The sequence below is a fragment of the Streptomyces triticagri genome, assembly GCF_003429565.1.
Taxonomy (GTDB): Bacteria; Actinomycetota; Actinomycetes; order Streptomycetales; family Streptomycetaceae; genus Streptomyces; species Streptomyces triticagri.
The window spans coordinates 1-26,885 of sequence record NZ_QUAK01000074.1; the positions used below are offsets into that span (position 1 = coordinate 1).

Genomic DNA, 26,885 nt, shown 5'->3' on the forward strand with positions numbered 1-26,885 from the left:
GGCCCGCGCCCCCGCCGCCGAGCGCGGCCGCTCGGCGGCACGGAACAGTGTCTGCCAGGCCGAGTTGACCGCCGCCGCGGTCCCGTGCGCCGTGCCCGTACCGCGCAGCCCGCGCGCCGCCGCCTCGAGCGCACGCGCCACCGCGATCCGCTCCGGCCCGTGCGGTCGCCGGAGAGCCGGGGCCATCGCCACCAGCCAGGCGAGCGCGCCACCGGCCAGCTGCAGGGCGAGATGGAACGGGATCTCGTGCAGCTCCTGCGGCAGAAAGAACGCGGTCGCGGCGAGGAAGGTGATCACCACGTTGTTCGGCGGCCCGATCCGGGTCGCCTCGCAGGCCATCTTGTGCACCGCCGCGAGCAGCGCCGCGCCAAGCACGAGGAGAGCGGTCGAGTCGACCGTGGCCGCACAGACCAGGGCCACCGCGAGGCTCGCCGTCATGCCGAGCACCAGCAGGAGCAGGGTGCGCGCCCGCGCCCGGTACGGCAGCCCGTGCCCGTACAGCGACAGCATCGAGCCGGCCGAGGTGTACAGGACCAGATCCATCCGGCCCACGGCGAGCAGCACCAGGCCGGAGATCAGGAAGGCCGCGCCGCCGCTGAAGCCGCGCTGCCGCCAGCCGTCCCCGAAGCCGTTCAGCCGCACGGCGTCGCGTACGGAGCGGGCCAGGGACCGGGGGACGGGGAGTGGCGGCAGGGCAGGCGTCGGCATACCCAACACATTAACAGGTGTTTTACCCGTGAAATAATCGACGATCGAGTGGGCGGCGGCCCCGAACGCCTCAACCGCGCGCCGGAGCCCTCCGCACCGCCCGCCCCGCCAGCACATCCGTCCGGCGCCCGTCCTCGATCACGAAGCGGCCGTCGATCAGTACGTGCGGAATCCCGACCGGCAGCGTCCGCGGCGCCTCGAAGGTCGAACCCGCGGCGACCGTCTCCGGATCGAAGAGCACCAGATCGGCCCGGTAGCCCTCACGCACGATCCCGCGGTCGGGCAGCCGCAGCCGGGCGGCCGGCCGCGAGGTCAGATGCGCGACTGTCTCCTCGAGCCCCAGGATGCCCAAGTCCCTTGAGTACTTGCCGAGATACTGCGGGAACGTCCCGTACGCCCGCGGATGCGGCTTGAAGCCCTGCAGGATTCCGTCCGAACCACCGGTGTGCACCCGGTGCCGCATGATCTGCCGGACGTTGTCCTCGTGTCCGACGTGCTGCAGGATCGTCGAGCCGAGCCGGTCGTCGATCAGCAGCCGGCGCGCGGTCACCCACGGCTCCTCGCAGCGCATCTCGGCGGCCCGCGCGACCGTCTTGCCGACGCAGGAGGCGAGGCCCGGGTCGCTCACCCCGGAGATCTCGATGGTGTCCCACTCGATCGGCACACCGTGGCAGCCGTCGGCGCCGATCTCCTCCATCTCGTACCGGATCTTCTCCGCGGTCGCGTCGTCCCGCAGCCGGCGCAGGATCGCATCGGGCCCGCCCTCGCTCGCCCAGCTCGGCAGCATCGCGACGAGCGTCGTGCAGCCGGGGGTGTACGGGTACGTGTCGAGCGAGATGTCCGCGCCGGCGTCGAGTGCGTCGTCGAGCAGCTGCAGCAGATCCGGCGCCTTGCCCTTGTTCACGCCGAAGTTCATCGTCGCGTGGGCGAGGTGCAGGGCGCAGCCGGCCTCCCGGGTGAGGGTGACCATCTCCTCGTACGCCTGCAGGGCGCCGGCGCCGTAACTGCGGTGATGGGGGCAGTAGTAGCCGTCGTGGCGGGCCACGACCCGGCAGAGCTCGGCGAGTTCGGAGTCGTCGGCGTACATGCCCGGGGTGTACGTGAGCCCCGATGACATGCCGACCGCGCCCTGCTCCAGACCCTCGGCGACCAACTGCCGCATGTGGTCGAGCTCTTGGGCGGTCGCGGGCCGGTCGTCCCAGCCGACGGCGTACATCCGGACAGTGCCCTGGGGGATGAGGTACGCGGCGTTCACCGCGATTCCCTGGCCGTCGAAGTTGCGGTCGAGGCGGTCCAGGTACTCGCCGACGGTGCGCCAGTCGAAGTCGATGTCGCTGCCGTCGCCGTTCCAGCCGGTGATGGCGCGGCGGACCGCGGCGAGGGTGGGGTCGTCCACGGGGGCGTAGGAGAGGCCGTCCTGGCCGATGACCTCCAGGGTGACGCCCTGGGCGGCCTTGGCGCTGTGGTCCGGGTCGCGGAGCAGGGCGAGGTCGCTGTGGGCGTGCATGTCGATGAATCCGGGGGCGAGGGCGAGGCCGTCGGCCTCGACGGTCCTCCGTGCGGTGGGGCGGGGCCCCTCGCCCTCTTTCCGGATCTCGGTGATCCTGCCCTGCGCGATGCCGATGTCTGCGCGGTATGCGGGGTCTCCCGTGCCGTCGATGACGCTTGCGTCCCGGATTACCAGGTCCATGGTGGGTCGCCTTTCGTGGGTGATCCCCCTGCCCGCCCCTTCCCGAAAGCCCTGCCGGGCGGGCCTCCTCAATCGCCGGAGGGGCTCCATTGGAGCGGGGTGGGGTCAGAAATAGGTGCGGACGAAGTCCGTGACCGTGCCGTCGGACGCGACCAGCGGAATCAACGACCACTTGTCGAAGGACGTGCACGGGTGGGACAGCCCGAGCCCCACCCAGTCCCCGACGGCCAGGTCGTCAGGACCTTCCGTCCGGACCCACGCATGCTGGTCCGAAAGCCCCGTGACGGAAACCCCGGACGCGTCCCGCTCGGAGCCGTCCGCCCCGGACCGAACCACCTGCGCGAACGGCAGATCGAGGTCATACGCCGCATCCCGCTTCCCGGCGTTCAGAAACGCCTGCGCAGCGGACGGCCGGGAAACGACCTGGGCCCACAGCCGGAAGGCCGGCTGCAGCGAACCCTCCTCCGGCACCCGGTTGAACGGCGTCACATGCCGATAGTGCCCGTCGTCGTGCGACACGTACGCCCCGGACCGCAGCAACTTCAGTACGGGCAGGGACAGTTCAGGAAGCTCCGCGAACACATCGGCCACCGCGTCGAACCACGCACTGCCCCCCGCGCTCACCACGATCTCGTCGAGCCCGACCTCCGCGAACCGCCCGCCCCGGTCGAAGGCGACCGCCAGCCCCGTCAGCCGCGACAGCCACTCCCGCACCCGCGCGGGATCCGCGTCCGGCACCTCGCCCTCGTACCCGGCGACACCCACGAGCCGCAGCGTCGACACCGCCGCGACCGCGTCCGCGACCGCCGCGCAGTCCGCCTCCGTACGAGCCCCCGTGCGCGCCCCCGCGCCCGCCCCCAGCTCGACGACCACATCGACCGGCCGGGTCGCGCCCGCCGCACGCAGTGCCGCGTCCATCAACTCGACGCCGGGCACGGAGTCGACGTAGCAGATGAAGCGGAAGTCGGCGTCGGCCGCGAGTTCGCCGGCGATCCAGGAGAGGGCCGCGGCGTCCACCAGCTCGTTGGCGAGGAAGATCCGCCGGGTGCCGAACGCCCGGGCCACGCGCACCTGATGGGGCACCGCGAGCGTGATGCCCCAGGCGCCGTGCTGCTCCTGGCGGGCGAAGAGTGCGGGGGCCATGGAGGTCTTGCCGTGCGGGGCGAAGGCCAGGCCGTGCCGGGTGGAGTACGTCTCCATCAGGGCGAGGTTGTGCTCGACGCGCTCGGCGGAGAGCGCGAGGACCGGGGTGGTGAAGCCGCCGGTGAAGAGATTGCGGCGCTGCGCGGCGAGTTCGCCGACCGTGAGTCCGTCGGCGTCCGGCGGCAGCCCCTTGAAGCGGAAGTCGACCCGCTCGTCGGCGAGGGTGCCGGCGGGGCGGTCCGCGCTGCCGGGGTCTCCGGCGGGGCTTACGGGGCCGGCGGCGTGGTCGGCTGCCATGGGGGCCTCCTGCAGAATCAGCCGTTGCGCATTTTGCAACGGTCATTGCGCACATCGCTCATCGATGTCTAACATCCGGGCCAATGCCAGTCAATGGCGGCCCAGGAGCCGCCGGCCCCACCAGCCGACAGGAGCCCTCAGTGCCCACCGTGAACGGGTCCGCCCCGAGCGCAGCCGCCGGAATCGCCGACGTGGTCTGCCTCGGCGAGTCGATGGTCACGTTCCGGCCCGCGCAGGGACAGTCCGGCGGTCTCGGCGCGGTGGAGTCCTTCGACCGGGGCATCGGCGGCGCCGAGTCCAATGTGGCCTGCACCCTGGCCCGGGCCGGGCACGCCACGCGCTGGGTCAGCCGGGTGGGCGCCGACGGGTTCGGCGGTCACCTCGTCGAGGAGATCGCCTCCTGGGGCGTCGACACCTCGGCCGTACGCCGCGACCCCGACCGCCCGACCGGCATCTACTTCCGTACGGCGGGCGAACGCTCGACGGGTACGGAGAGGGAGACGGAGGCGGCGGCCGCCACGGACACCGGGCCCGAGTCCCGGCCCGGCGCCGATCCCGACGACACCCCCCGAGGCGAGGTCGCCTACTACCGCGCCGGCTCCGCCGCCTCCGCGATGTCCCGCGAGAACACCGACCCCGCCGCCCTCGCGGACACCCGCGTCCTGCACCTCTCCGGCATCACCGCCGCACTCTCCGCCGACTGCCTCGCCCTGCTGCGGCACCTCACCGCGCCCCGGCCGGACCGCCCCCTGGTGTCGTTCGACGTCAACTACCGGATGCACCTGTGGCCGGACGCCGGCACCGCGGGCCGCACCCTCCTCGAACTGGCCCGCGGCAGCGACCTGGTCTTCGTCGGCGAGGACGAGGCCGAGGCGGCCTGGGGCGTCACCGGCGGCCCCGCCGCGGTCCGCGCCGCGCTGCCCGAGCCGCGCCGGCTCGTCGTCAAGCAGGGCGCATCCGGCGCGACGCTCTTCGAGCGGCCCGAATCAGCCGATGCGCAGAGCGAGTCGACCCGCACGGGCGCCGACACCGTCACCCACCAGCCCGCCCCCACCGTCGACGTGGTCGCCGCGGTCGGCGCCGGCGACGCCTTCGCCGCCGGCTTCCTCTCCGCCACCCTGCGCGACCTGCCCGCCGCACAGCGCCTGCGCCACGGGCACCTGATGGCCGCCGCCGCCCTCACCGTCCCCGGCGACCTGGCCCGCCCGTACGACCGCGAGACCGCCGACCGCCTGACCGCCCTGCCCGACGACGCATGGGCCACACTGCGCATCGGCGCCGGCCGGGTGACCGGTAGGGGAGTGGCCGGGGCGGCGGGAGCCGCAGGAGATGCCGGACAGTCCGTGGAGGTAGTGACCGCATGAGCCAGACCGTCGACCGCGCACTGAGCATCCTTCCGCTGCTCGCGGAGGGCCCCGCCGACCTGAGGCAGGTCGCCGAACGCCTCGGCGTGCACAAGTCCACCGCCCTCAGACTGCTCCGCACCCTGCACGAACACGGCCTGGTGCACCGCCAGTCCGACCAGCGCTACCGCCTCGGCGCCCGCCTCTTCGCGCTCGCCCAGGAGGCCGTCGAGAATCTCGACGTACGCGAGATCGCCCACCCGCATCTCGTCGAGCTCAACGAGAAGTGCGGCCACACCGTCCACCTCGCGGTCTACGAGGACAACGAGGTCCTCTACATCGACAAGGTGGAGAGCCGCTACCCGGTCCGGATGTACTCGCGCATCGGCAAACCCGTCGCGATCACCGTCGCCGCGGTCGCCAAGCTGCTGCTCGCCGACCTCTCGGAGACCGAGCGCCGCGCGATCGCCGAGCGCCTCGACTACCCCATGTACACGGCCCGTTCGACCCCGAACGCCGCCGCCTTCCTCCAGGAGCTCGCGACCGTGCGGGAGCAGGGCTGGGCCACCGACCTCGGCGGCCACGAGGAGTCCATCAACTGCGTCGGCGCACCCATCCGCGGCGCCGACGGACGGGTGGTCGCCGCGATGTCGGTCTCCGCGCCGAACGTCGTCGTCACCGCCGAGGAACTCCTCAACCTGCTCCCGCTGGTACGCCGCACCGCGGACACGGTCAGCAAGGAGTACGCCGGCCACTCGTCCCCGTAGACCGAAACCCCGCCCTCGTAGACCGAAACCCCGCCCTCGACTCCCGCAGCGGGAGGCCCGGGAAACCCCTCACAGAAAGAGCAAGGCCCATGACCGACAAGACCGCCCTCACCCCCGCCACCCACACCACCCCGCCCGCCAAGTTCTCGCACGGCGTGAAGAAGGGGAACATCCTGCAGGTCGCGGGCCAGGTGGGCTTCCTGCCCGCCGTCGAGGGCCAGGCACCGACCCCGGCGGGCCCCACGCTGCGCGAGCAGACCCTGCAGACCTTCGCCAACGTCAAGGCCATCCTCGAAGAGGGCGGCGCCACTTGGGACGACGTGATGATGATGCGCGTCTACCTCACGGACGTGGGCCACTTCGCGGAGATGAACGAGATCTACAACGCGTACTTCGAGGAGCAGGGCCTCGAGGCCCCCGCCTCCGCCCGCACCACGGTGTACGTGGGCCTCCCCAAGGGCCTGCTCATCGAGATCGACGCCCTGGCCGTCCTCGGCTGACACCCGCGCGGTCGTCCGTGCACGGCACGGCGCACATCCCCCGCGCCGTGCCGTGCCCCTCCGCACCCCCGCACCACCCCCCCACGTCTCGCAAAGGGACGAACGGACAATGGAGTTCCTTCATGCTGCTTGCCGCTGAAGCGCCCCCCGAGGCTCCACCCCACACCGGCGGACTGCTCACCCTGATCGACGGCACCGCCGGTCTGCTGACCGTCGCCGCGCTCGGCATCCTGCTGCTGCTCTTCCTGATCATCAAGGTCAGGCTGCAGCCGTTCGTGGCGCTGCTCGCCGTCTCCATAGCCGTCGGCCTCGCGGCCGGCCTGAGCGTCACCGAACTCTTCGGCACCGTCCAGAAATCCGAGGCCACCTCGCTCATCGAGAGCGGCATGGGCGGCATCCTCGGCCATGTCGCGATCATCATCGGACTCGGCACCATGCTGGGCGCGATCCTCGAAGTGTCCGGCGGCGCCGAGGTGTTGAGCGCCCGGCTGCTCGGCCTCTTCGGCGAGAAGCGCGCCCCGCTCGCGATGGGTGTCACCGGCCTGATCTTCGGTATCCCCGTCTTCTTCGACGTCGGCATCTTCGTCCTCGCGCCGATCGTCTACGCGGCCGCCAAGCGCTCCGGCAAGTCCATCGTCCTCTACGCGATGCCGTTGCTCGCGGGCCTGTCGATGACCCACGCCTTCCTGCCGCCGCACCCGGGACCGGTGGCCGCCGCGGGTCTCCTGCACGTGGACCTCGGCTGGGTCATCCTGATGGGCGTCGTCTGCGGCATCCCTGCGGTGCTCGCCGCCTGGGCGTACTCGGCGTGGATCGGCAACCGCCTCTTCGTGCCCGTACCGCAGGACATGGTGGAGGCCGCCGAGGAGTCCAAGGCCGCCGTCGTCGCCGAACAGCGGGCCGCCGGCCGCGAGCCGCGCGAGAAGCCGGTCGCCCTGGCCACGGTGCTCACCATCATCGGCACCCCGCTGGTCCTGATCCTCATCGCGACCTTCTCCTCCATCGCGCTCGACCCCTCCACCCTCCGCTCGGTCATCGAGTTCTTCGGCCACCCCTTCGTCGCCCTGACCATCGCCCTGTTCATGGCGTACTACCTGCTCGGCATCCGCAGCGGCTGGTCCCGCAAGTCCCTGGAGACGGTGTCCACCGCGTCCCTGAAGCCGGTCGGCAACATCATCCTGGTGGTCGGTGCGGGCGGGGTCTTCGGCGCCGTACTGCAGGGCAGCGGGGTCGCACAGGCGCTCTCCGACACCTTCAGCGACTTCGGCCTGCCGGTCATCCTGCTCGCGTACCTGATCTCGCTGGTGCTGCGCGTCGCGCAGGGATCGGCGACCGTCGCGATCGTCACCACGGCCGGCATCGTGCTGCCGCTGATCCAGGGCGGTGACCACTCGCAGGCGTTCGTCGCCCTGGTCATCATGGCCATCTCGGCCGGTTCGATCTTCGCCTCGCACGTCAACGACGGCGGCTTCTGGATGGTCGCGAAGTACTTCGGCATCTCCGAACGCGACACCCTCAAGTCCTGGACGGTCCTCGAATCCGTCCTCTCGATCGTCGGCTTCGCGGTCGCGGCGGTGGTGAGCCTCTTCGTCTGAGCAACCGCGGCCGGTCCGGGTACGACACCGAATGTGCGCGTATCCGGACCGGCGCCCTCCGCCAACTGCCGCACACCCCCTTGTGTGTTCAGCCGCCGCGCGCTTTCGTGTCGTGATCAGTGGCTGGGGACGAGTGGGTCAGCGGGAGGCACCGTATGGCAGGCATGGCGGACGCCGGTACGAACGACAAGTCCGGTCCTCGTAAATCGAGTTGGCGCTACATCGGCCCCGGCATCGTGGTCGCCGCCACGGGCGTCGGGGCCGGCGACCTGGTCGCCACGCTGATCGCGGGCAGCAAGTACGGCTACACCCTGATGTGGGCCGCGGTGATCGGCTGCATCGTCAAGATCGCCCTGGCCGAGGCGTCGGGGCGCTGGCATCTCGCCACCGGCCGCACCCTCTTCGAGGGCTGGCACAGCCTCGGCCCCTGGACCACCTGGTACTTCTCCGTCTACGTGGTCGTCTGGGGCTTCATCTACGGCGCCACCGCGATGTCGTCCAGCGCCCTGCCGCTCGCCGCGCTCTTCCCCGACGGCCCCGACCTCAAGGTGTGGGCGATCGGCACCGGCCTCATCGGCCTGGTCTTCGTCTGGTTCAACCAGTACGCCGTCTTCGAGAAGGTCATGACGGCCATGGTCGGCGTGATGTTCGTCGTCGTGGTGTACGTGGCGATCCGCGTCAGCCCGGACCTGGGCGCCGCCTTCGCGGGCCTCGCGCCCGTCCTCCCCGACGGTTCGCTGCTGTACACCCTGGGTCTGATCGGCGGCGTCGGCGGCACCATCACCATGGCCGCGTACGGATACTGGGTGAACGCCAAGGGCTGGACCAACAGCGCCTGGATGAAGGTGATGCGGGTCGACAACCGGGTCGCGTACATCACCACCGGCATCTTCGTCGTCGCCATGCTGATCGTCGGTGCCGAGCTCCTGCACGCCTCGCAGATCGCCCTGTCCAGCGGCGACAAGGGCCTCGTCGACCTCGGCCAGGTCCTGGAGAGCCGGTACGGCGAGGCGACCGCGAAGCTGTTCCTGATCGGCTTCTTCGCCACCTCCTTCTCCTCCCTGATCGGCGTCTGGCACGGCGTCAGCCTGCTCTTCGCCGACTTCGCCGAGCGCGTCCAGAAGGACCGCAGGGGAGTCTCGGCCAAGCAGGGCTCCGCGGAAGAGGTGGCCGCCGGCGTCAAGGAGCGCTCCGTGCCCTTCCGCGTCTACCTCCTGTGGCTGACCTTCCCGCCGATGGCGCTGCTCTGGCTGGACCAGCCCTTCGGCCTGGTCATCGCGTACGGCGTACTCGGCGCCTTCTTCATGCCGTTCCTCGCCGCGACCCTGCTCTGGCTCCTCAACTCCTCCCGTACGCCCGCGGAATGGCGCAACGGCATCCTCAGCAACGTCATGCTCACCGTCTCCGGCCTCCTCTTCGTCATCCTGTGCATCCAGCAGGTACGCGAACTGCCGTGGTGAAACAGGGCAGTTGGGGTACGGGTCCGGGCCCGGACACACCGCAGCGCCGCCGGGGGAGCGGCGGCGCTGCAGGTCGGTTCCGCGCCGGGTGAGTGGCGCGGAAGGGCCGGGCGGCCCCGGGGAAATCTGCCAGACACCTCCCGGGGCCGCCCGGTGTCACGAGGCCGGACCACGGCACGACGCCCTACGGCGGTCCGTACGACGCCCTGTGGCGGTCCGTACGACGCCCTACGGCAGTCCGTGGACGTGCGGGCCCACCGCGCCGGACCAGGCGTTGCCGGCCGCGGCGTCCCAGTTGGTGGACCAGGTCATGGCGCCGCGGATGTCCGGGTAGGTCTGCTCCGGTGTGAAGGAGCCGCAGTTCTCGCCCTTGGCGAGGCAGTCCAGGGCCGCGTTCACCACGGCGCCGTCCACATGGCCGCCGCCGGCCGCGCTCGGCGACGCGGGCGTGCCGAGGCCGACCTGCGAGGCGTCCAGGCCGCCCTCCAGCTGGATGCAGGCGAGTGCGGTCAGGAAGTCGACCGTGCCCTGGCTGTAGACCTGGCCGTCGCAGCCGAGCATCGAACCGCTGTTGTAGTACTGCATGTTGACGACGGTGAGGATGTCCTTGATCTCGAGCGCCGTCTTGAAGTACTCGGCCTCCGGCGACTGCATGTCGATGGTCTGCGGTGCCATCGTGATGACCAGTCCGGGCGCCTTCTCGGCGAGGGACTTCAGCGCCTTGCTCATATAGGTGGAGTTGAGGCCGTTCTCCAGGTCGATGTCGACGCCGTCGAAGTTGTACTCCTCCATCAGGCCGGCGACCGAGTCGGCGAAGGCGGCCGCGGAGGCGTCGTCGTTGACCGACACCGTGCCCTTCTCGCCGCCGACCGAGATGATGACGGACTTGCCGTCCGCCTGCTTCGCCTGGATGTCGGCCTTGAACTGCTCGTCGGTGTAGCCGCCGAGGCCCTCCGAGTCCAGGTTGAACTCGACGCCGCCCTGGGTGGCCGTGGCGTCCGCGAAGGCGACCGCGATGATGTCGTAGTCGTCCTGCACCTCGGCAAGGGTCTGCACCGTGGCGCCGTTGTTGAAGTTCTGCCAGTAGCCGGTCACGGCGTGCTTCGGCACGTCGGCCGCGCCGACCGAGACCTCGTGGACGCCGTCCGTCTCGGCCGCACCGGCTCCGCCGGCCAGCGAGGTGAGCGCGAGCCCACAGGCCGCGACACCGGCAACCACCGCACCTGCTATGGCTTTTCCGGCTTTACCTGAGGCTCTGCGTGCTTTGCGGTGCATTTGCTGCCTCCTGGGTGGGGGGACGTGTGTGGGGGAGCAGACTGCAATCTGGTCCAGACCAATTGGGTTGTCAAGACCTCTGACAATGAGCCCGGTCGAGGGCGCCCGGTACTCCAAGTACCGCTTTGCGTACGCACGTTGAGTGACGCCCCGAAAGTGATCTCCAGGCACTGTTGATCATGGACTGACCTGGAGTTATATGATTGGTGTGTTGATCAGGGCATGACCTGGATATGGTGCTGATGCAGGAGGACGTCGTAGTGACGATCTGAGGCGGGTGCAGCGCGTACCCGTCGCAGCGAACGGGGAATGCAGCGTGCCGACCGCCATCGCAGTGACCAGCCCTGATCTGGTTCTGCCAGCGACCGATCAGCAAACGCCGCCTGCCGCAATTCTGCAGGCGGGCAAGGGAAGTGAAGAGCAGAGCCTCGAGCAGTCGCTCGCGGAGATGCACATCCTGCTCGAGCAGCACGGATACGTCGTCGCGCTCTGCCCCGCCTCACTTCCCGCCACCGCGGTGCACCGGCTGCACACTGTCCGTTCCGTCCTCGAATCCGACCGAATCGCACTGCTTCATCTCGATCTGCCGCCGCTCGGAATCGCCATGCTGGCCCTGCAGTTGCGGCAGCTCTCGATCTGCGACTTCAGCCCGGGCGTCCTCGCCTCGGCCGCACGGCTCCTCTCGCACTACATCTACGCCGGTGCCGTACTCGGATCCGTGGCCAAGCTGGACCGCGTCCCGGTGAGCCTCAAGGCGCACGCCAAGTCCTGGGTGCCCGGCTCGCAGTTCGCGGTCCTGGCCAATCCGCAGCCCCAGCTCGTCAAGCTCGGCGGCGGTGCCGCGCAGGGCGCGATGCTGCAGGGCCCCGAGTTCGGCACGCAACTCCTCGTGGCCAAGGGGCAGTTGCAGACGGAGTGGGTGACCAAGAATCTCGCACCGGCCTGGCAGGTGCAGGGCGTCGGCGAGGCGCATCTGCCGGCGGAGTCCTCGCGCTGGTGGGCCACCCCGAAGCTCACCGAGTTCGCCGCGGCGATTCCGGACATCTCCATTCTTTACCAGCTGGTCTCCTCCGTAAGGCGCGAAGAGTGCCATTGGTGCGGACTCGAACTCATCGGTGACCGCTGCGGGTTCTGCTCGTCACCACTTCTCCCGCCCGAGAACCAAACAGGCGCGGGCGGTGTCCTTCCTTCCAGAAACGAACACCACGTGACCGGTCCCTGACACACCGCCGAGCTCCACAGCCGAGCACCACCCAGCCCGACCACCGAGCCCGACAACCACGACCCCGCACCACCCGCTCACCGCACCACCCCGCAAGAACCCCGCAAGACCGCGCAACCCCGCAACTCCCCAGTCCGTCTTACAAACGTCCCTGAACGAGGTTGTTCGCCCCATGAACTCTCGCCAGCGCCGCGGCGTCATCCTGCTGCTCCTCTCCGTCCTGTGCGCCTTCGGCGCCTTCGCCGGAGTGCTCTCGGTGATCCGTGACGTGAACTCCAAGGTCGGCCCCGAGGTCGAGGCGTACCGCCTGAAGGGCGACATAGCCCCGTACAAGAAGCTCAATGCCTCGCAGTTCGAAAAGATCAAGATGCCGGAGCGGTGGCTGTCCAAGAACGCCGTCACCGACCTCGGCGAGATCCAGGGCAAGATCGCCGTCACCCAGCTCCGCGGCGGCTCCCTCCTGCAGAACGACATGATCGTCCGCCAGCCCGAACTGGGCGAGGGCGAGCAGGAGATCGCCATCATGATCGACGCGGCGACCGGCGTCGCCGGCAAGATCAAGCCGGGCGCCACGGTCAACATCTACGCCACCTTCGAGGCCCCCGACCGCGGCGGCAAGAACCAGTCGAAGGTCATCGTCCAGAACGCCAAGGTCCTCGACGTCGGTCAGCTGACCCCGCTCGAGCCCAAGGAGGACGACCGCACCGGCAAGCCCACCGAGGCCGTGCCGATCACCTTCGCCCTGAACACGCTAGACGCCCAGCGAGTGGCGTACGCCGAGTCGTTCGCCTCGCACGTCCGCCTCGCCCTCATCGGCCAGGGCGGCGCGACGACCATCTCGCCGGACGACCGCAGCTACACCCTCGACGAAGACAAGTGAGGGACTAGTGACCACCCGTATCCTCCCTGCCGTCGGCGATCCCGACGCCGCACGCTCCCTGTCCACCCTCCTCAGTCAGCTCCCCGAGGCGGAGCCGGCGCTGCCGGTCGCCGATTCGACGGCGCTGCTCGACACCCTGGCCCGCCTCGCGGGCGAGTCGCTCGACGAGCTGCCCGAGGTGGTCCTGGTCCACGAGCGGATCGGCCCGGTACCGGCCCTGGAGCTGATGCGGGAAGTCGGTCTCCGCTTCCCGGGGGTCGGTGTCGTCCTGATCACCGCCGACCCGAGCCCCGGGCTCTTCTCGGCCGCCATGGACGCCGGTGCCCGCGGACTCATCGGACTCCCGCTGGGATACGAGGAGTTGGCGGCCCGCGTGCAGACTGCGGCCGCCTGGGCCGTCGGCGTACGCAAGCACCTCAGCAGCAGCACCGACGTGTTCACCGGACCCGGCGGCACCGTCGTCACGGTCACCGGGTCCAAGGGCGGCGTCGGCACCACCCTCACCACCGTCCAACTCGCCCTAGCCGCAAGGGCGTCGGGCAAGAGCGTGGCGATCCTCGACCTGGACCTGCAGTCCGGCGACATCGCCTCGTACCTGGACGTGCAGTTCCGTCGTTCCATCGTCGACCTCGCGGGCATCAACGACATCAGCCCACGCGTCCTGCAGGACGCGGTCTTCGCGCACCCGACCGGCATCGGCATCCTGCTCGCGCCCGCCGAGGGCGAGCGCGGCGAGGAGGTCACCGACCGGGTCGCCCGACAGGCCGTCAGCGCCCTGCGCAACCGGTACGAAGTCGTCGTCGTCGACTGCGGGACCCAGATGAGCGGTGCGAACGCCGCCGCCGTCGAAATGGCCGACCAGGCCATCCTGATCGTGACACCCGATGTCGTGTCGGTACGTGCGGCCAAGCGTATGGTCCGCCTCTGGGACCGCCTCCAGATCCGCAAGGCCGAGGAGACGGTCACTGTCGTCAACCGCTACACCCGCAACACGGAGATCCAGCCGCCGCTGGTGGAACGGATCACCGGGACCCGGGTCGCGAACGCAGCGATCCCGTCCAACTTCAAGGAACTGCAGACCGCCGTCGACGCGGGCCGCCTGCAGGACCTGGAGAGCCGGAGCACGGTCAAGCAAGCACTCTGGGGACTGGCAGGGGAGCTGGGCCTGGTGAAGACACCAGAAGGCAAGGACGGCAAGGGCGCGAAGGCCGGCAAGCGAGGCACGGCCACGGCCAGCCTGGAGAAGGACGACCGCGGCTCGATCGGCCTCAGGCGCCGCCGCGGCGGCGACTCCGGCTCGGTCACCATCGAGTTCGCCGGGATGGCCCCGATCATCCTGGTGATCGTCACCATCCTCTGGCAGGCCGTCCTCTACGGCTACACGTACTCCCTCGCGGGCAACGCGGCCGACGAGGGCGCGCGGGCCGGCGCGGTGGCCGGCGTACGCGGCGCGGTCAGCCAGGTCGAATGCAAGAACGCGGCGGAGAAGCGCCTCCCGAACGCCTGGCAGGACAGCTTCAACGCCACCTGCACCACCGACGGCAACATCTACACAGCCACGGTCGACGTGGACGTCCCCGTCTTCTTCCCCGGCTTCAACACCGGCTGGCACGTAACCGGCAAGGCCGGCGCGGCCCAGGAGGGCTGATCTATGGAGACTGTCTTGATAGCCCGTCCGGCGTTTGAGGACCGGAGCCCGGGGCAGAGCCCCGGTTCTGGGAAGGGGCGGCCAGGGGCAAAATCCCCCAACTCGCCCCGAGCAAAAGCCGCAAGAGGAGACCGAGGAAGCTCAATCCTCGAATTCACCGGCTTCCTCCCCCTGCTCCTGTTCATAGCCATGGCAGTGATCCAACTGGGCCTCGTCGGCTACAGCTACTCCCAGGCCGGCTCCGCCGCCCGCGCCGGCGCAAGGGCCGCCTCCCAGGGAGCCTCCGCCGAACTCAGCGCAAAGGCCGCCATGAGCGACTGGCTCGCAGACGACACACAGATAGACACCCCCGGCCTCGGAGACACCGTCACCGTGAGGGCCACCGTGGACATCCCCACCCTCATCCCCTTCGCCGACTTCGGCTGGGAGGCGGAACGAGAAGTGACCATGCCCGCAGACGACTGACCCGCAAGACACAGGCCCGACCCCCCGGGGGTCGAACGCCACCCCACCGGGAAGGGCCGGACCCGGAACGCAAGAAGGAGTGACCCCCATGAGCCTGCGGGCCCGAATCGCCTCCCCGGAGGACAACGGCGCGGGACGCGAGGACGACCACATCGTGGCCGTCTACCGGGCCAAGCTGCTCGAGGAGATCGACCTCGCGGAGATGTCGAGCCTCGCCGCAGCCGAACGCCGCGCCCGCCTGGAGCGCGTACTCGGCCACATCATCAGCCGAGAAGGCCCCGTCCTCTCCACCTCGCAGCGCTCCCAGCTCATCCGCCGCGTCGTCGACGAGGCCCTCGGCCTGGGCGTACTCGAACCGCTCCTCGAAGACGCCTCGGTCACCGAGATCATGGTCAACGGCCCCGACGCCATCTTCGTCGAGCGTGCAGGGCGCGTGGAGCAGCTCCCCATGCGCTTCGCCTCGAACGACCAGCTGATGCAGACCATCGAGCGCATCGTCTCCACGGTCAACCGCCGCGTCGACGAGTCCACACCCATGGTCGACGCCCGCCTCCCCAGCGGCGAGCGCGTCAACGTGATCATCCCGCCGCTCAGCCTCACCGGCGCCACCCTCACGATCCGCCGCTTCCCGAAGCCGTACAAGCTCAGCGAGCTGATCCGGCTCGGCTCGCTCGACGAGCAGATGCTGATGCTGCTCAGCGGTTTCGTACGAGCCCGGTTCAACGTCATCGTCTCCGGTGGTACGGGTACCGGTAAGACGACCCTGCTGAACTCGCTCTCCGCCCTGATCCCCGACCACGAGCGCATCATCACCATCGAGGACTCGGCCGAACTCCAGCTGCAGCAGGCGCACGTCATCCGCCTCGAGTCCCGCCCGCCGAACGTGGAGGGCAAGGGCCAGATCACCATCCGCGACCTGGTCCGCAACTCGCTGCGTATGCGCCCCGACCGCATCATCGTCGGTGAGGTCCGTGGCGGTGAGACCCTCGACATGCTCCAGGCGATGTCCACCGGCCACGACGGCTCGCTCGCCACCGTGCACGCGAACACCGCCGAGGACGCCCTGATGCGTCTGATGACCCTGGGTTCCATGTCCGAGGTCAAGATCCCCTTCGAGGCCCTGAAGGACCAGATCAACTCGGCCATCGACGTGGTCGTCCAGCTGACCCGTTTCGCCGACGGCTCCAGGAAGATCACCGAGATCGCACTGCTGGTCTCGCACGGCCGCGAGCAGTTCAAGATCGCCACGGTCTCGCGGTTCAACGCGCAGCCGGTCGGCACCGACCGGGTCGTACGCGGCCAGTTCGAGCACCTGCCGCTGCCCCGCCGCATCGCGGACCGCCTCTACATGGCGAACGAGCCGATCCCACCGGCCTTCGGCGTCAGCGAGGGCGCGGGAGCCGTACGGGAGGCCGCCGACTGATGACCCTCCGACGTCCGGCCCGGGCCCGCTCTCCCCACCATCCGCCCGGGTCGCTGCCCAGCCCCGACCTACACGTCCCCACACGCTCCAGCGGGCTTCCAGTGACCGCCCTTGGAGTCCCGAGAGAGGCTGCAGGAAGATGAACAACCCCGCGCTCCTGGCACTGGGCGCCACCATCCTGTGCGGCACCCTCGCCGTCGCCGGACTCCATGCGTACTCCTCGGGCAAGGCCCAGCGGCAGGCGCTGGAGGACCGGCTGGCGACGGGCCACCACAAGGTCCGCGGCCGCCGCTTCAGCGGAATCGACCGGCGGGTACGGAAGACCGCGCTCGGGCGGAAGGTGCAGCTGAAGCTTTCGGCTACGGGGCTGGATCTGACGCCCGGCGAATTCTTCGTCTACATGATCGCTGCGGTGATCGCGCTCTGGTTCATAGCCAGCTCGTTGCTCGCGCCGTTCTTCGGGCCGATCGCGGGAATCATCGGCCTCGCGATGGCGAACACCTTCCTGAACTGGCAGCGACAGAAGCGCATCGAGGCGTTCATCAACCAACTCCCGGACCTTGCACGCCTGTTGGCGAACGGAACCTCGGCCGGCCTGGCCCTGCGGACCTCCCTCGCCATGGCCGCGGACGAGCTGGAGGCCCCGGCGGGTGAGGAACTCACCATCGTCTCGAACCAGTTGGCGGTCGGCCGGAGCATCGACGACTCCCTCAACGAGCTCGCCGAACGCCTCCCGTCCCGTGAGCTGATCGTCCTCGTCACGACCCTCGTCCTCTCCAACAAGTCCGGCGGTACGATCGTCGGCTCTCTGCGGAACCTCACTGAGACCCTGGAGGAGCGCAAGGAGACCCGGCGCGAGGTCCGCACCATGCTCTCCGAGGTCAACGCCACCGCGTTCACCATCCCCTGCCTGGGCATCGGCGCGATGCTCATGCTGAACTCCATGAACGAGGGCGCCCTGGCCCGGGTCACCGGCACCACCCTCGGCCAGATTCTGATGGTGATCTCCCTCGGCCTGTACGCGGTCGGCTTCATCATCATCCGCCGCCTCGGCAAGATCGACGTCTGAGAGAGGAGAACGACGACACCATGCTGGGACTTCTCCTCGCACTGCTGCTCGCACTCGCCGTCGCGGGTGTCTTCCAGGGCATCAAGATGTACCGCTCGGACGCCAAGCTGCCGTCCGACCTCGCCGTCGCACTCGAAGTCGGCGGTACGCGAGTCTCGGCCGCCGACTCCGCGATCGACCGCATCGGTATGCGTTTCGCCCCGACCGTGCTGCGCCTCATGGGACCGAAGCAGGTCGACGCCAAGCGCCGCAAGATCGACATGGCGGGCAACCCCGGCGGTCTCACCATCGACCGCTACGCGGCCCGCCGCGCGGTCTACGGCATCTTCGGTGCCGTCTGCGGTCTGTCGATGTTCGCGAACGGCGTGCCCGTCTTCGGCATCATCGCCCTGGCCTTCGGCTTCTTCGCTGCGGACGCCCTCATCGCGCAGGCGATCAGGGAGCGCAAGGAAGAGATCGAACGCATCCTGCCCGACTTCCTCGACGTCCTCGCGGTCGTCGTGAGCGCCGGCCTCGGCTTCCGCCAGGCACTCGACCGCGTATCCGAGCGCTACGCAGGCCCGTGGTCGGACGAACTCCGCATCACCCTGCGCCAGATGGACATGGGTGTCTCCCGCCGCCAGGCCTTCGAGGAGCTGCGCAAGCGCAATGCCTCCGAGCAGGTCTCGCAGTTCGTCACCGCACTCCAGCAGGGTGAGGAGCTCGGTGCGCCGATCGCCGACACCCTGATCCAGATCGCCAACGACATGCGCCGTACCGACGCCCAGAACTCGCGCCGCCGCGCGGCCAAGACCGTCCCGAAGACGACCATGGTCACCCTGGTCTTCATGGTCCCGGCCACGCTGATCCTGATCGTGTGCGGCATGTTCCTCGGTTCGGAAACCGACTTCGGCACGATCTTCGGCGGCTGACGATGGCCACGCACAGAAAAGGAGCCCACGGTGCCACCTGAACCGGCCGGCTTCGACAGCACCGTCCGCCGCACAGAGGCTCATGCCGCGGCTCAGGGCGCCCCGCCACCCCAGGGCGCCCTGAGCGCGTTCACCCCGGCTCGAGGGCACCGGACGCCGCCACCGGCCGAGGTCCACGGCGGAGCCCCTGAGGCAGAGCCCGTCATGACCTCTGCCCTCGCGGACGACACCCCCGCGCCCAGCATCTCCATCCAGCTCAATGCGCTGCAGGCACTGTGCCGCCAGGTCTTCGGCTTCCGCCTCGCGATGATCGTGATCGGTGCCCCGTTCGCCCTCGCCAGGGCCGAGGGAGTCGGCAATCTCCTGGTCGGCGGCGCCGTCGTGTTCAGCCTGATGGGCTCGCTCGCGATGCTCAGGGACTGGGAGACCCTCGGTCCCCTGGTCCTCAAGTACCGCTGGCTGATGGCGCTCGACCTGGTCTTCGGAGCCGTACTCCTGCTCACCGCATCNTGGCTGATGGCGCTCGACCTGGTCTTCGGAGCCGTACTCCTGCTCACCGCATCCCCCGATTCGACGCTCGGCTACGCCACGGTCTGTACGCCGCTGCTTGCCGGGTTGCTGTACGGGTGGCGGGGCGCCGGCATCTACACGGCCCTGCAGATCCTGGTGCTCGCCGGAGCCTACGTGGGCTGGGCGGACAAGATGCAGGGCCCGGCCAGTACGGTCCTCATCAGCGGCTTCTGCATGGCGGCGGGAGTCATCGGGGTCACCCTGCGCAACCTGATGCTCCGCTTCGGCACTGCGACGGAAGCTCTGTCCCAGGCCAACTCCCGTATCGCCGTGAACGACGCGGTCGAGGGCGAACGCGCCCGTCTCGCCCGCGAGATGCACGACTCGGTCGCCAAGACCCTGCACGGGGTCGCCATGGCCGCCGAGGCGCTGGCCAGCAGCGCGGACCGCATGGACCCGATGACGGTCAAGCACCAGGCAGGGCTCGTCTCGCGTTCCGCCCGCCGCGCGGCCTCGGAGTCGCGTGAGCTCCTCTCCGACCTACGCCGCCGAACCGACTACTCGGACGCGGGTGGCGGTACGGACGTGACCGATGAACTGGCCGCACGGGTACGGGACTTCACCTCGCGCACGGGCGTCAACTGCGTGTGGCTCCCGATCGGAAACGCTCCGGTCCCACCGGTCCCGCACGCTGTCGCCCGCCAGCTCCTCACGGTCGCCGCGGAAGCCCTGGAGAACACCCATCGTCACGCCGGCGCCACCCGCGTGACCGTGGAGATGGGCATCGTCGGCGACCTGCTCAGGATCAGCGTGATCGACGACGGCAAGGGCCTCCCGCCCGGCACCAACCTCGACGAACTGCGCAGGGCCGGCCACTTCGGCCTGGTCGGCATGGTCGAGCGGGCGGCCGCCGTCGGCGCCCGTATCCGTATCGGCAGAGGCAGGAGCGCCGGCGGCACGGAGGTCCGGCTGGACCTTCCGCTCGCGGCGCTGGAGAGTCAGCGCACACCGGCTCATGGTTTCCCGTCCGCGAGTGCCGCGGGTATCACCTGAGTCGACCCAGGAACCTCAGTACGCCCCCACAACTGAACAGCCATCCCCCATCCCCGCTCGCCCACGAACATCCTCGAGAGGAGGCCGCTCATGCCGGACGAGAGCTCGTACACCTCAGGGCCCCAGCAGGTGTCGTCGCACGTGTCCCAGCACACGTCCTCGCACACCGTGGAGCCCCGCTCCGAGCACACCCCCGCTCAAGTCCCCCTTCCCCCGCCGGCAGCGGCGTTCCCTGCCCCGACTCAGACCGGCGCGAACCCCACCGGGGCCCAACAGGCCCAGGGCGCCGACCCGTTCGGCGCCGTCGAGACACCAGCGCCCCTGCGCGTGGTCATCGCCGACGACAACCCCGTCGTACGAGCAGGGCTCACCGTGCTGCTCGACGGCCGGGACGACATCGTGGTCGTGGCCGAGGCCGCAGACGGCCGCCAGGCGCTCGCAGCAGCCCAGCAGTACCGGCCCGACGTCGTACTGCTTGACGTCCGTATGCCCGGCGTGGACGGCATCTCCGCACTGCCGTACCTGGTGCAGGTCGCGCCCGTCATGATGCTGACCTACAGCCGCGAGTCCACGATCGTGCAGGAGGCCTTGCGCCTCGGCGCGGGCGGCTATCTGGTCCACGGGGAGTTCACGGCAGAGCAGTTGGTCGCTGCCACTCGCGACATCAAGGAGGGCCGGGCCCACTTCACGGCGTCCGCCCAGAACGCCTTGCTGTCCCACATGCGGGGCGACCGGCAGACCTCTTCAGGTCTCCCGGAGGGCCTCGGCACGGTCTACGAGACCGGTGTGCCGTTCACGGGCACGAGCCAGGTCCCCGGTACCGGCCAGATGCCTGGCCTCCCGAACCAACCGGATGCGACTGCACAGGGTGGCCCGGGGCCCAACCCGGGCCCAGGTGTCTCGAATTCGTATCGAGGACCCGAAACCCCTTCGCATCTGCAACCGAATGTGCCACAGTCGGTACCGGCCCATGGAGGCGGGTTCCCGCCCGCCTCCGCCCCGGGCGGCCAGCGGAACCGGCAGGACTTCGGACTGAGTTCAAGGGAGGTGGAGATCATGGATCTCATTGCATCCGGCATGAGTAACCAGCAAATCGCCGCCACCTGCTTCATCAGTGAGAAGACCGTCAAGAACCACATCAACCGGATATTCGCGAAGTTGCACAGTGCAAGCCGGAGCGAAGCGATTGCTGTCTGGCTCGGCACTGCGCGGGGGAAGGGGCCGAACAGCCATGCATGACATGACTGGGCGAAGCACTGAGCGAAGCAGTGGACGAAAGGCGATGACGACGGGGGTGGGCGGCGCCGTGCGCGGAGCTGCCCGCCCCGGCATGACGGGTGGGCCCTCGGCCCCCCGGGGGGCCCAACTCGGCCTTTGGGCCCGCACTTGGGCCCTGGGACCCTCTGGTGGGACCCCCGTTCCGGCGTACGTTTCTCGTGTCGAAAGCGGCACCGGCCAGGAGGAAGCCGGTTACGCGGAAGACGCCAAAGCTTCAGAAACGTCACCGTCGGCCGGCTCCCGGTCGGCCGAACCCAAAGGGGAACACCATGTCGAAGTTCAGCAACTGGAAGAACACCGTCGTCTCCCGCATGCAGGGCAAGAACGCGGACGAGGGCGCGGGCTTCGTGGAGTACGCGGGTCTGCTCGTTCTGATCGCCGCGATCGTGACCGCGGTTGTGGGCCTCGGCCTGGACGGCATCATCTCCGGCGCCATCGGCGACGCGGTTGCCACCATCACCGGCGGCTGATGTTCCAGCGCTTGCGCAACGACAAAGGGCAGACTCTCCCACTGTATGTATGGCTGGTGGGGATTCTGCTCTTTGTCGCGTTCGTCTTCTTCGCTTTCGCCAAAGCGGCGGTCGCCCGCAACGGAGCACAGTCCGCTGCGGACGCCGCCGCTCTTGCTGCCGCGAAAGAGGCTCGTAAAGAGCTGTTGGTGCAGGTGATCGCGGGCATTCCTACCGGTGCCTGGGTCGTACCGCTCGAGGGAGGAACGCCGCCCGTGTCCAACGGGGCGGCCTCCGCAGCGCATCTCGCCGCGGAGAACAAGTCACACCTCGACGGAGCACCTCAACACACTTTCGCCGGCGGCAACTTCGCTATCAAGGCCAAGATCGAGACCGATTACACGGTCGGCGATTCCTTGGTGCCCGGCACCGAGAACAAGCGTGCCAAGGCAGAGGCGACCGCGGTGATCAAGCCGCGGTGCCACATGGTGGCGAACGTGCCCACCAAGGTCGTCAAGTTCTACTGCGAAGGCAGCGGGCTCTGGGACATCGACCCGAAGACCTTCAATGCCGGCGATCTGCCCGAGGCCAAGGACCTGTTCAAGGTGCAACTGGCGGAATGACGAGAGAAGGAAGCAGTACTGATGAGTAAGCGGCACACCATGAAGGCCCGCAGGGCACTGACCGCGGTGGCGATCACGACTGGCTTGGTCCTCACGGTGGCCGGCTGCGGTGGTGGCGACGACGGCGGTGACAAGGAGAACACCGGCAAGGAGTCGTCGGCCCCGGCCAATGACAAGGACGGTGACAAGGGCAAGGAGTCCGAGGAGCCGGTCGAGGACGAGGTCCTGGCGGAGGTGAAGGGTGGCGACAACATCACCCTCACCATCAACACGGCAGTGCGCGACGACGGCGGCTTTCTGACGGTGACTGGCAAGGTCAAGAACGGAAGTGGCAAGTTCTGGAACCCTGCTCAATGGCGGGGTGACGAGAAGGAGTTGGTGGCGAACGCGGCCTCCATGGCCGGCGCGAACGTCGTCGACAAGGCCGGTAAGAAGCGCTACCTCATTCTGCGTGACACGGACGGTCGCTGCTTGTGCACGAAGTTCACCGGCGGATTCCAGAATGACGCCGAGAAGACCTTCTACGCACAGTTCCCGGCTCCGCCCGAGTCGGCTACGAAGGTCGACTTCCAAGTCTCGGACATGCCGCCCGCCACCATCGAGATCTCCGAGAGTGAGTGACCCATGCACAACTCACTCACTCGCCGCAGGCAGGGGAGGGTCGCGGCCACCACGGTGACTGCAGTGGCCCTGCTCGCCACATTCAACATCAGTACTGCACAAGCTGACGACGGGCCCAGCCAGCCACCGGGCTCAAGTACGAGTCAGCCCCCGCCGAAGGTCGATGGCAATGCCCCCGGCCTGAAGCTCGCCGACGGTGCGACCCTCGCTCCCGCACGGGTCCTCGACATCAAGTCAGTGGTCGAAGACCTCGGCGGCGACGAGCGTCGCGAAGACACCAACTCCGACGTGAAGTTCGCCCTCCAGGCCGAAGTCCTCTTCGGCAAGGACAGTGCCAAGCTCAACCCCAAGGCCAACTCCCGCATCAAGGCAATCGCGGAAGAGATTGAGACCCAGGGCGCGAAGAAGGTCAGGGTCTTCGGCTTCACGGACAACCTGGGCTCGTACGCGCACGGCAAGAAGCTCTCCAAGGAGCGCGCCGACGCCGTACACGACCAGCTGACCAAGACGCTGGGCTCGGACATCACGTTCGAGGTCCGTGGCTACAGCGAGGACTACCCCATCGCGGACAACTCCACGGAGGAAGGCCGCAAGAAGAACCGCCGCGTGGAAGTTGCTTTCCCGCGCGGAGAAGCGGACGACTCCGGCTCCCAGAGCTGAGCACTTCCGCACGAACAGAGGCCGGGCCGCGAGCGCCATCTCGCGGCCCGGCCGTTGTCGTAGGGGAGAGGGGTGAGCGGATGTCGTTGTCGGAGATGCCATGGGTCGCGTCCGGCACGCTGTCGGCCACGGGCGGTGTGGTGGCTGCGCTCATCTGGCGGGCGATCTGCGGGATCCATCTGCAGACAGCCCGGCCTTGGCGCAAGGTGGCAACCGTCCTGTCCAGGCGCAGCGGTGCCGGGCAGAGACCGACCGTGGTGAATGTGGCCGAGTATCGAGCGGCGCTGACCTCTCTAGGCCTCGTGACACAGGCCACCGAGGCACAGTTGACGGAGCGGATGCGCCGAGGCGATCACGCCGAGAGGGGGATCGGCGCTTGGCTGGCCTTGTCCATGGCGGTGCCGATGGTGCCGTGGATGGTGGGTGCGTTCGTCCTGTCGACCGCGGAGGACTGGTGGTTGACTCTCCACGTGGGTCTGGCCGGCTTGGGATTCGTCACGACTGGCATGCTCCACAAAGCTCATATCGCGACCTTCGTGGCGCGCGGCCTGGAGGCGCCGCTCCTTCTGAGCCGTGACATCGGGATCGCCGTTCTGCGGTGCAAGGCCGTCGCGGACGGCCACGGGGACCAACTCCACCTGGACGGCGGCGTCGGTGTGGTCATCGGCGACCTTCGATCCTTCTCGAAGCACGGCTACCGGAGCGCGGATCTCAAGCGGCGCGCCGAGCTCATCGACCACACCGAGCGCGTGTGCGGTGCGCTGCACGACTCCGCGGGACGTGTCCTGGTGGACGGGGCTGAGGCCGCGCCCAACCTCGCACGACTCCTGCACACCATCGCCGAACGAGCAGCACAGGGACGCTGGTTGGGCCTTCTGGACGAGGCCGACCTGCCTGAGTCGCTCCCGCTCGAACCCTCCGGCACCCGCCGTAGGCGCATCACCGAGGCCGCGGTGGTGCTGCTGCTCGCGGCCGGTGCCGCCGCGGCCGTGATCGGAGCGATGGCCCTGCAGGTCCCGGCGCAGTACGCCGCGGTCGTGGGCTTGGCGGCCTTCCTCGGTGGCGGCCTGGCCTGGCGCGGCTCCCGCGTCGGCGTCACCTCGCGCAGCATGTTCAGTACGATCGGCGCGGCGTTCGCGCAGCAACAGGACCAGCAGCCTCCACCTGGCGGGCCTACTCAACCACCCACCCCCGAGGCTGAGCGACCGAGGGACGAGTAATGAGCAAGAAGCGCGCCCTCGGCGCCGTCGCAGTCGTACTCACCCTGGTCGGTGGCTGGATCGCCGGCGCCGAGTGGCCCGTCGAGACCCCCGAGGCGACGAACGAGTGGGACGGCCCCGTCCAACTCGCCGATGGCCGCCGCGTATCGGTGAAATTCACCGAGGACGGACTGGTCGAACGCCACCAGCGGGAAAAGGGCGCCCCCTGGTCCAGCCCTCAGGTGCTGTCCAAGGTGAAGGGTGACGACGACTGCGGCGTCTTCCTGAGTACGTACAAGAACACCGTCGCGGTCATCGCCCACTGGGACCACGGCTGCTACGGCGAAGCGGCGCGGAAGTCGATCGCGGCGGTCAGCGACGGCGACCTCGACGACTGGGACACGCACATCACGGAGAACGAGGACGACTGGAAGCGCACGCGCTTCTCCTGGCTCGGCAACCGGGTCGTGTTCCGCAAGGAAGTCGACGGCGCGGAGGTGGCGGAGTTGAGCTGGCGTCAGACGATCGGCTTCACGGGTCCGACGACGTCGACCTTCGAGCCGTAGGCGCGCCGCCACCTACAACAGGTGGTCGGCCTTCCCAGCCTTGATCTCCCGGATCATCGTCCGCAACGCCTCCCGGCTGTCGCTGACGTAACGGTCCTCCTGCCCGGATACGGAGATGTAGGCGTTCCCGTCTTCGTCGGTCCCGAGGCGGAAGCAGTTGTTGCCTTCCCCGCAGAAAGCTTCTTCCCAGTGGATGTGCGTCACGGTGAACTCCTTCAGAGCGTTCGGGCGACTGCGTGGACGAGATCCCGTGAGGCTGCGGGGGACAGGGCCGTCTTGTCCATCCAGTCGAGGTGGGCCCGGTACTTGGTGAGTTGGGCGTCCGCGTGGGTGAACTCCGGCCCGTGAGCCGAGTCCAGTTGCACGGTGTCGAGCTGCGGCACGGGTCCTTCGGCGTACAGCAAGGCGTGTCCGGCCCCGGGAAAGCTGTCCGCGTCGAGCGGGATGACGCGTACGTCGACTCCCTCCCGCTCGGAAACCGCGGCCAGGTGCTTCAACTGTTCACGGGTGGACTCTGTTCCGCCGAACCGCATGCGTAGCGCGGACTCGTGGACGTAGGCCACGTAGGAGAACGGGCCGGGTCGCTCGAGGACCTGCTGGCGTTCCATGCGGTGTGCCACGCGCAGCTCGACTTCCAAGCGGGACAACGAAGGCAGCACGGCGCTGAAGACACCGCGGGCATAGGACTCCGTCTGCAACAGTCCGGGGACGTGCATCACCTGAGCCGTCCGGACGCGCACCGCGTGCCACTCCAGCTCGGCGATGTCGAGCAGCCCGGCCGAGAGCGTGCCGCGATGCTTCTCCCACCAGCCGCGCTCCCTCGCGGACGCCATGCTGACCAGCCCGTCCAAGTAACCCTGGTCCGTACAGGCGTAGTTGGAGGCGAGCGTGAGTACACGCTCGGGCGACGTCGGGCGGATGCCTGACTCCATGTTAGAGATGCGGGTGCGGTCGATCCCGAGCAGGCCGGCCGCGTACTCGGTCGATGCTCCGGCGGCGATACGCATCTTGCGCAGCTCCGCTCCCAGCCTCTTCTGCCGTTCGGTCGGCGTGGTCCTCGTCGACATGACGCCCTTTCGCGTGACGTGTGCCGCTCAGTCTGCCTGCCGGTACGCATGCTGGTCCACTTGGGTGGGGGTAATTATCTCCAACACGGTAGACAGTGTGACCCTCGACTCCCTACAGTCAGTGACGCATTGAACACGTACCGCCGCCGCGCAGCGGAAGCGCATCACGTCGGCCTGCCCGCAACCTCCATGCCCTGGGAGGGGCCGGGCCGACGTCAGGGAGACAAGCCACCGACCACCGGCGAACGCACCACTGATCATCCCCGTACGCCCAACTGGGCGCCTTACACCGTCACTTGGAGCCGCCATGTCACCCGCCACCGACCACCACCCCACCCGCGAACCCGACCCGGCCCCCGACGCCGACCCCGACTGCTACGCCCGATCCGAATCCGGCCCCGTCCCCTGCTACGTCGCCGCCCCGACCAGCCCCGCCTACCGCGGACCCACGACACCAGGACCG

At 69.0% G+C, this 26,885-nt stretch carries 25 protein-coding genes and 1 pseudogene; 20 read left to right on the plus strand and 6 right to left on the minus strand.

What is annotated here, in order from left to right; all coding sequences use genetic code 11:
* From DY218_RS13085 to DY218_RS13095, 3 genes and pseudogenes are all read right to left on the minus strand, one after another.
* Positions 1-708, minus strand: a pseudogene (locus DY218_RS13085) (FUSC family protein); the annotation flags it as partial.
* 70 nt (positions 709-778) lie between these two features.
* The gene (locus DY218_RS13090) at positions 779-2,488 is read right to left on the minus strand and encodes an N-acyl-D-amino-acid deacylase family protein (RefSeq protein ID WP_128556162.1); all 1,710 of its coding nucleotides are present in this window, start codon (positions 2,486-2,488) and stop codon (positions 779-781) included.
* Positions 2,489-2,503: 15 nt separating this feature from the next.
* Positions 2,504-3,838 (minus strand): alanine racemase, encoded by a 1,335-nt coding sequence (locus DY218_RS13095; protein ID WP_128556163.1) that lies wholly within the window; start codon positions 3,836-3,838, stop codon positions 2,504-2,506.
* Between the two features lie 212 nt (positions 3,839-4,050).
* Between DY218_RS13095 and DY218_RS13100 the strand changes: the two genes are divergently transcribed.
* From DY218_RS13100 to DY218_RS13120, 5 genes are all read left to right on the plus strand, one after another.
* Entirely contained in the window at positions 4,051-5,202 is a 1,152-nt protein-coding gene (locus DY218_RS13100; protein ID WP_233521573.1) for a sugar kinase, read from the plus strand.
* Complete coding sequence (locus DY218_RS13105; protein WP_128556165.1) at positions 5,199-5,948, plus strand: IclR family transcriptional regulator; 750 nt, start codon at positions 5,199-5,201, stop codon at positions 5,946-5,948. Before DY218_RS13100 ends, DY218_RS13105 begins: the two co-directional genes overlap by 4 nt.
* A gap of 89 nt (positions 5,949-6,037) precedes the next feature.
* Positions 6,038-6,448: a RidA family protein gene (locus DY218_RS13110; protein WP_128556166.1), complete on the plus strand. Its 411-nt coding sequence runs from the start codon at positions 6,038-6,040 to the stop codon at positions 6,446-6,448.
* Between the two features lie 122 nt (positions 6,449-6,570).
* Positions 6,571-8,043 (plus strand): GntP family permease, encoded by a 1,473-nt coding sequence (locus DY218_RS13115; protein WP_128556167.1) that lies wholly within the window; start codon positions 6,571-6,573, stop codon positions 8,041-8,043.
* A gap of 155 nt (positions 8,044-8,198) precedes the next feature.
* Positions 8,199-9,503, plus strand: coding sequence for an Nramp family divalent metal transporter (locus DY218_RS13120; protein WP_128556168.1), 1,305 nt, complete (start codon positions 8,199-8,201; stop codon positions 9,501-9,503).
* 228 nt (positions 9,504-9,731) lie between these two features.
* Here the strand turns inward: DY218_RS13120 and DY218_RS13125 are convergent, their stop codons facing one another.
* Complete coding sequence (locus DY218_RS13125) at positions 9,732-10,778, minus strand: chitinase (protein WP_128556169.1); 1,047 nt, start codon at positions 10,776-10,778, stop codon at positions 9,732-9,734.
* Between the two features lie 316 nt (positions 10,779-11,094).
* Between DY218_RS13125 and DY218_RS13130 the strand changes: the two genes are divergently transcribed.
* The 15 genes from DY218_RS13130 (at position 11,095) to DY218_RS13200 (ending at position 25,355) form a co-directional block, all read left to right on the plus strand.
* Entirely contained in the window at positions 11,095-12,000 is a 906-nt protein-coding gene (locus DY218_RS13130) for a hypothetical protein (RefSeq protein ID WP_233521570.1), read from the plus strand.
* 172 nt (positions 12,001-12,172) lie between these two features.
* Entirely contained in the window at positions 12,173-12,880 is a 708-nt protein-coding gene (cpaB, locus tag DY218_RS13135) for a Flp pilus assembly protein CpaB (RefSeq protein WP_128556170.1), read from the plus strand.
* 7 nt (positions 12,881-12,887) lie between these two features.
* The gene (locus DY218_RS13140; RefSeq protein WP_128556171.1) at positions 12,888-14,528 is read left to right on the plus strand and encodes an AAA family ATPase; all 1,641 of its coding nucleotides are present in this window, start codon (positions 12,888-12,890) and stop codon (positions 14,526-14,528) included.
* A 3-nt stretch (positions 14,529-14,531) separates the two neighbouring features.
* Positions 14,532-14,993, plus strand: coding sequence for a TadE family protein (locus DY218_RS35605; protein WP_128556172.1), 462 nt, complete (start codon positions 14,532-14,534; stop codon positions 14,991-14,993).
* An 88-nt stretch (positions 14,994-15,081) separates the two neighbouring features.
* Positions 15,082-16,416 carry a CpaF family protein gene (locus DY218_RS13150; protein ID WP_128556173.1) on the plus strand — a complete coding sequence of 445 codons (1,335 nt, stop codon included), beginning with the start codon at positions 15,082-15,084 and terminating at the stop codon, positions 16,414-16,416.
* A gap of 139 nt (positions 16,417-16,555) precedes the next feature.
* Positions 16,556-17,485, plus strand: a complete 930-nt coding sequence (locus DY218_RS13155) for a type II secretion system F family protein (RefSeq protein ID WP_128556174.1) — start codon at positions 16,556-16,558, stop codon at positions 17,483-17,485.
* A 20-nt stretch (positions 17,486-17,505) separates the two neighbouring features.
* A complete protein-coding gene (locus tag DY218_RS13160; protein ID WP_128556175.1) occupies positions 17,506-18,396 on the plus strand; it encodes a DUF5936 domain-containing protein in 891 nt (296 codons plus the stop codon).
* Positions 18,397-19,281: 885 nt separating this feature from the next.
* Entirely contained in the window at positions 19,282-19,959 is a 678-nt protein-coding gene (locus tag DY218_RS35825) for a sensor histidine kinase (protein ID WP_407703612.1), read from the plus strand.
* A gap of 90 nt (positions 19,960-20,049) precedes the next feature.
* Positions 20,050-21,198, plus strand: a complete 1,149-nt coding sequence (locus DY218_RS13170) for a response regulator transcription factor (protein WP_128556177.1) — start codon at positions 20,050-20,052, stop codon at positions 21,196-21,198.
* Positions 21,199-21,506: 308 nt separating this feature from the next.
* Complete coding sequence (locus tag DY218_RS13175) at positions 21,507-21,707, plus strand: hypothetical protein (protein WP_128556178.1); 201 nt, start codon at positions 21,507-21,509, stop codon at positions 21,705-21,707.
* Between the two features lie 11 nt (positions 21,708-21,718).
* Positions 21,719-22,309, plus strand: coding sequence for a pilus assembly protein TadG-related protein (locus DY218_RS13180; RefSeq protein ID WP_233521572.1), 591 nt, complete (start codon positions 21,719-21,721; stop codon positions 22,307-22,309).
* 21 nt (positions 22,310-22,330) lie between these two features.
* Positions 22,331-22,930 (plus strand): hypothetical protein, encoded by a 600-nt coding sequence (locus DY218_RS13185; RefSeq protein ID WP_128556180.1) that lies wholly within the window; start codon positions 22,331-22,333, stop codon positions 22,928-22,930.
* A 3-nt stretch (positions 22,931-22,933) separates the two neighbouring features.
* Positions 22,934-23,590 carry an OmpA family protein gene (locus tag DY218_RS13190; protein WP_128556181.1) on the plus strand — a complete coding sequence of 219 codons (657 nt, stop codon included), beginning with the start codon at positions 22,934-22,936 and terminating at the stop codon, positions 23,588-23,590.
* Positions 23,591-23,670: 80 nt separating this feature from the next.
* Positions 23,671-24,810: a hypothetical protein gene (locus tag DY218_RS13195; RefSeq protein WP_128556182.1), complete on the plus strand. Its 1,140-nt coding sequence runs from the start codon at positions 23,671-23,673 to the stop codon at positions 24,808-24,810.
* The gene (locus DY218_RS13200) at positions 24,810-25,355 is read left to right on the plus strand and encodes a hypothetical protein (protein WP_128556183.1); all 546 of its coding nucleotides are present in this window, start codon (positions 24,810-24,812) and stop codon (positions 25,353-25,355) included. The genes DY218_RS13195 and DY218_RS13200 overlap by 1 nt, the downstream gene beginning before the upstream one ends.
* Before the next feature lie 12 nt (positions 25,356-25,367).
* On the opposite strand, the gene DY218_RS13205 is transcribed toward DY218_RS13200, so the two are convergent.
* Both DY218_RS13205 and DY218_RS13210 read right to left on the minus strand, forming a co-directional pair.
* Positions 25,368-25,559 (minus strand): hypothetical protein, encoded by a 192-nt coding sequence (locus DY218_RS13205; RefSeq protein ID WP_128556184.1) that lies wholly within the window; start codon positions 25,557-25,559, stop codon positions 25,368-25,370.
* An 11-nt stretch (positions 25,560-25,570) separates the two neighbouring features.
* Positions 25,571-26,422, minus strand: a complete 852-nt coding sequence (locus tag DY218_RS13210; protein WP_128556185.1) for a helix-turn-helix domain-containing protein — start codon at positions 26,420-26,422, stop codon at positions 25,571-25,573.
* Between the last annotated feature and the right edge of the window lie 463 nt (positions 26,423-26,885).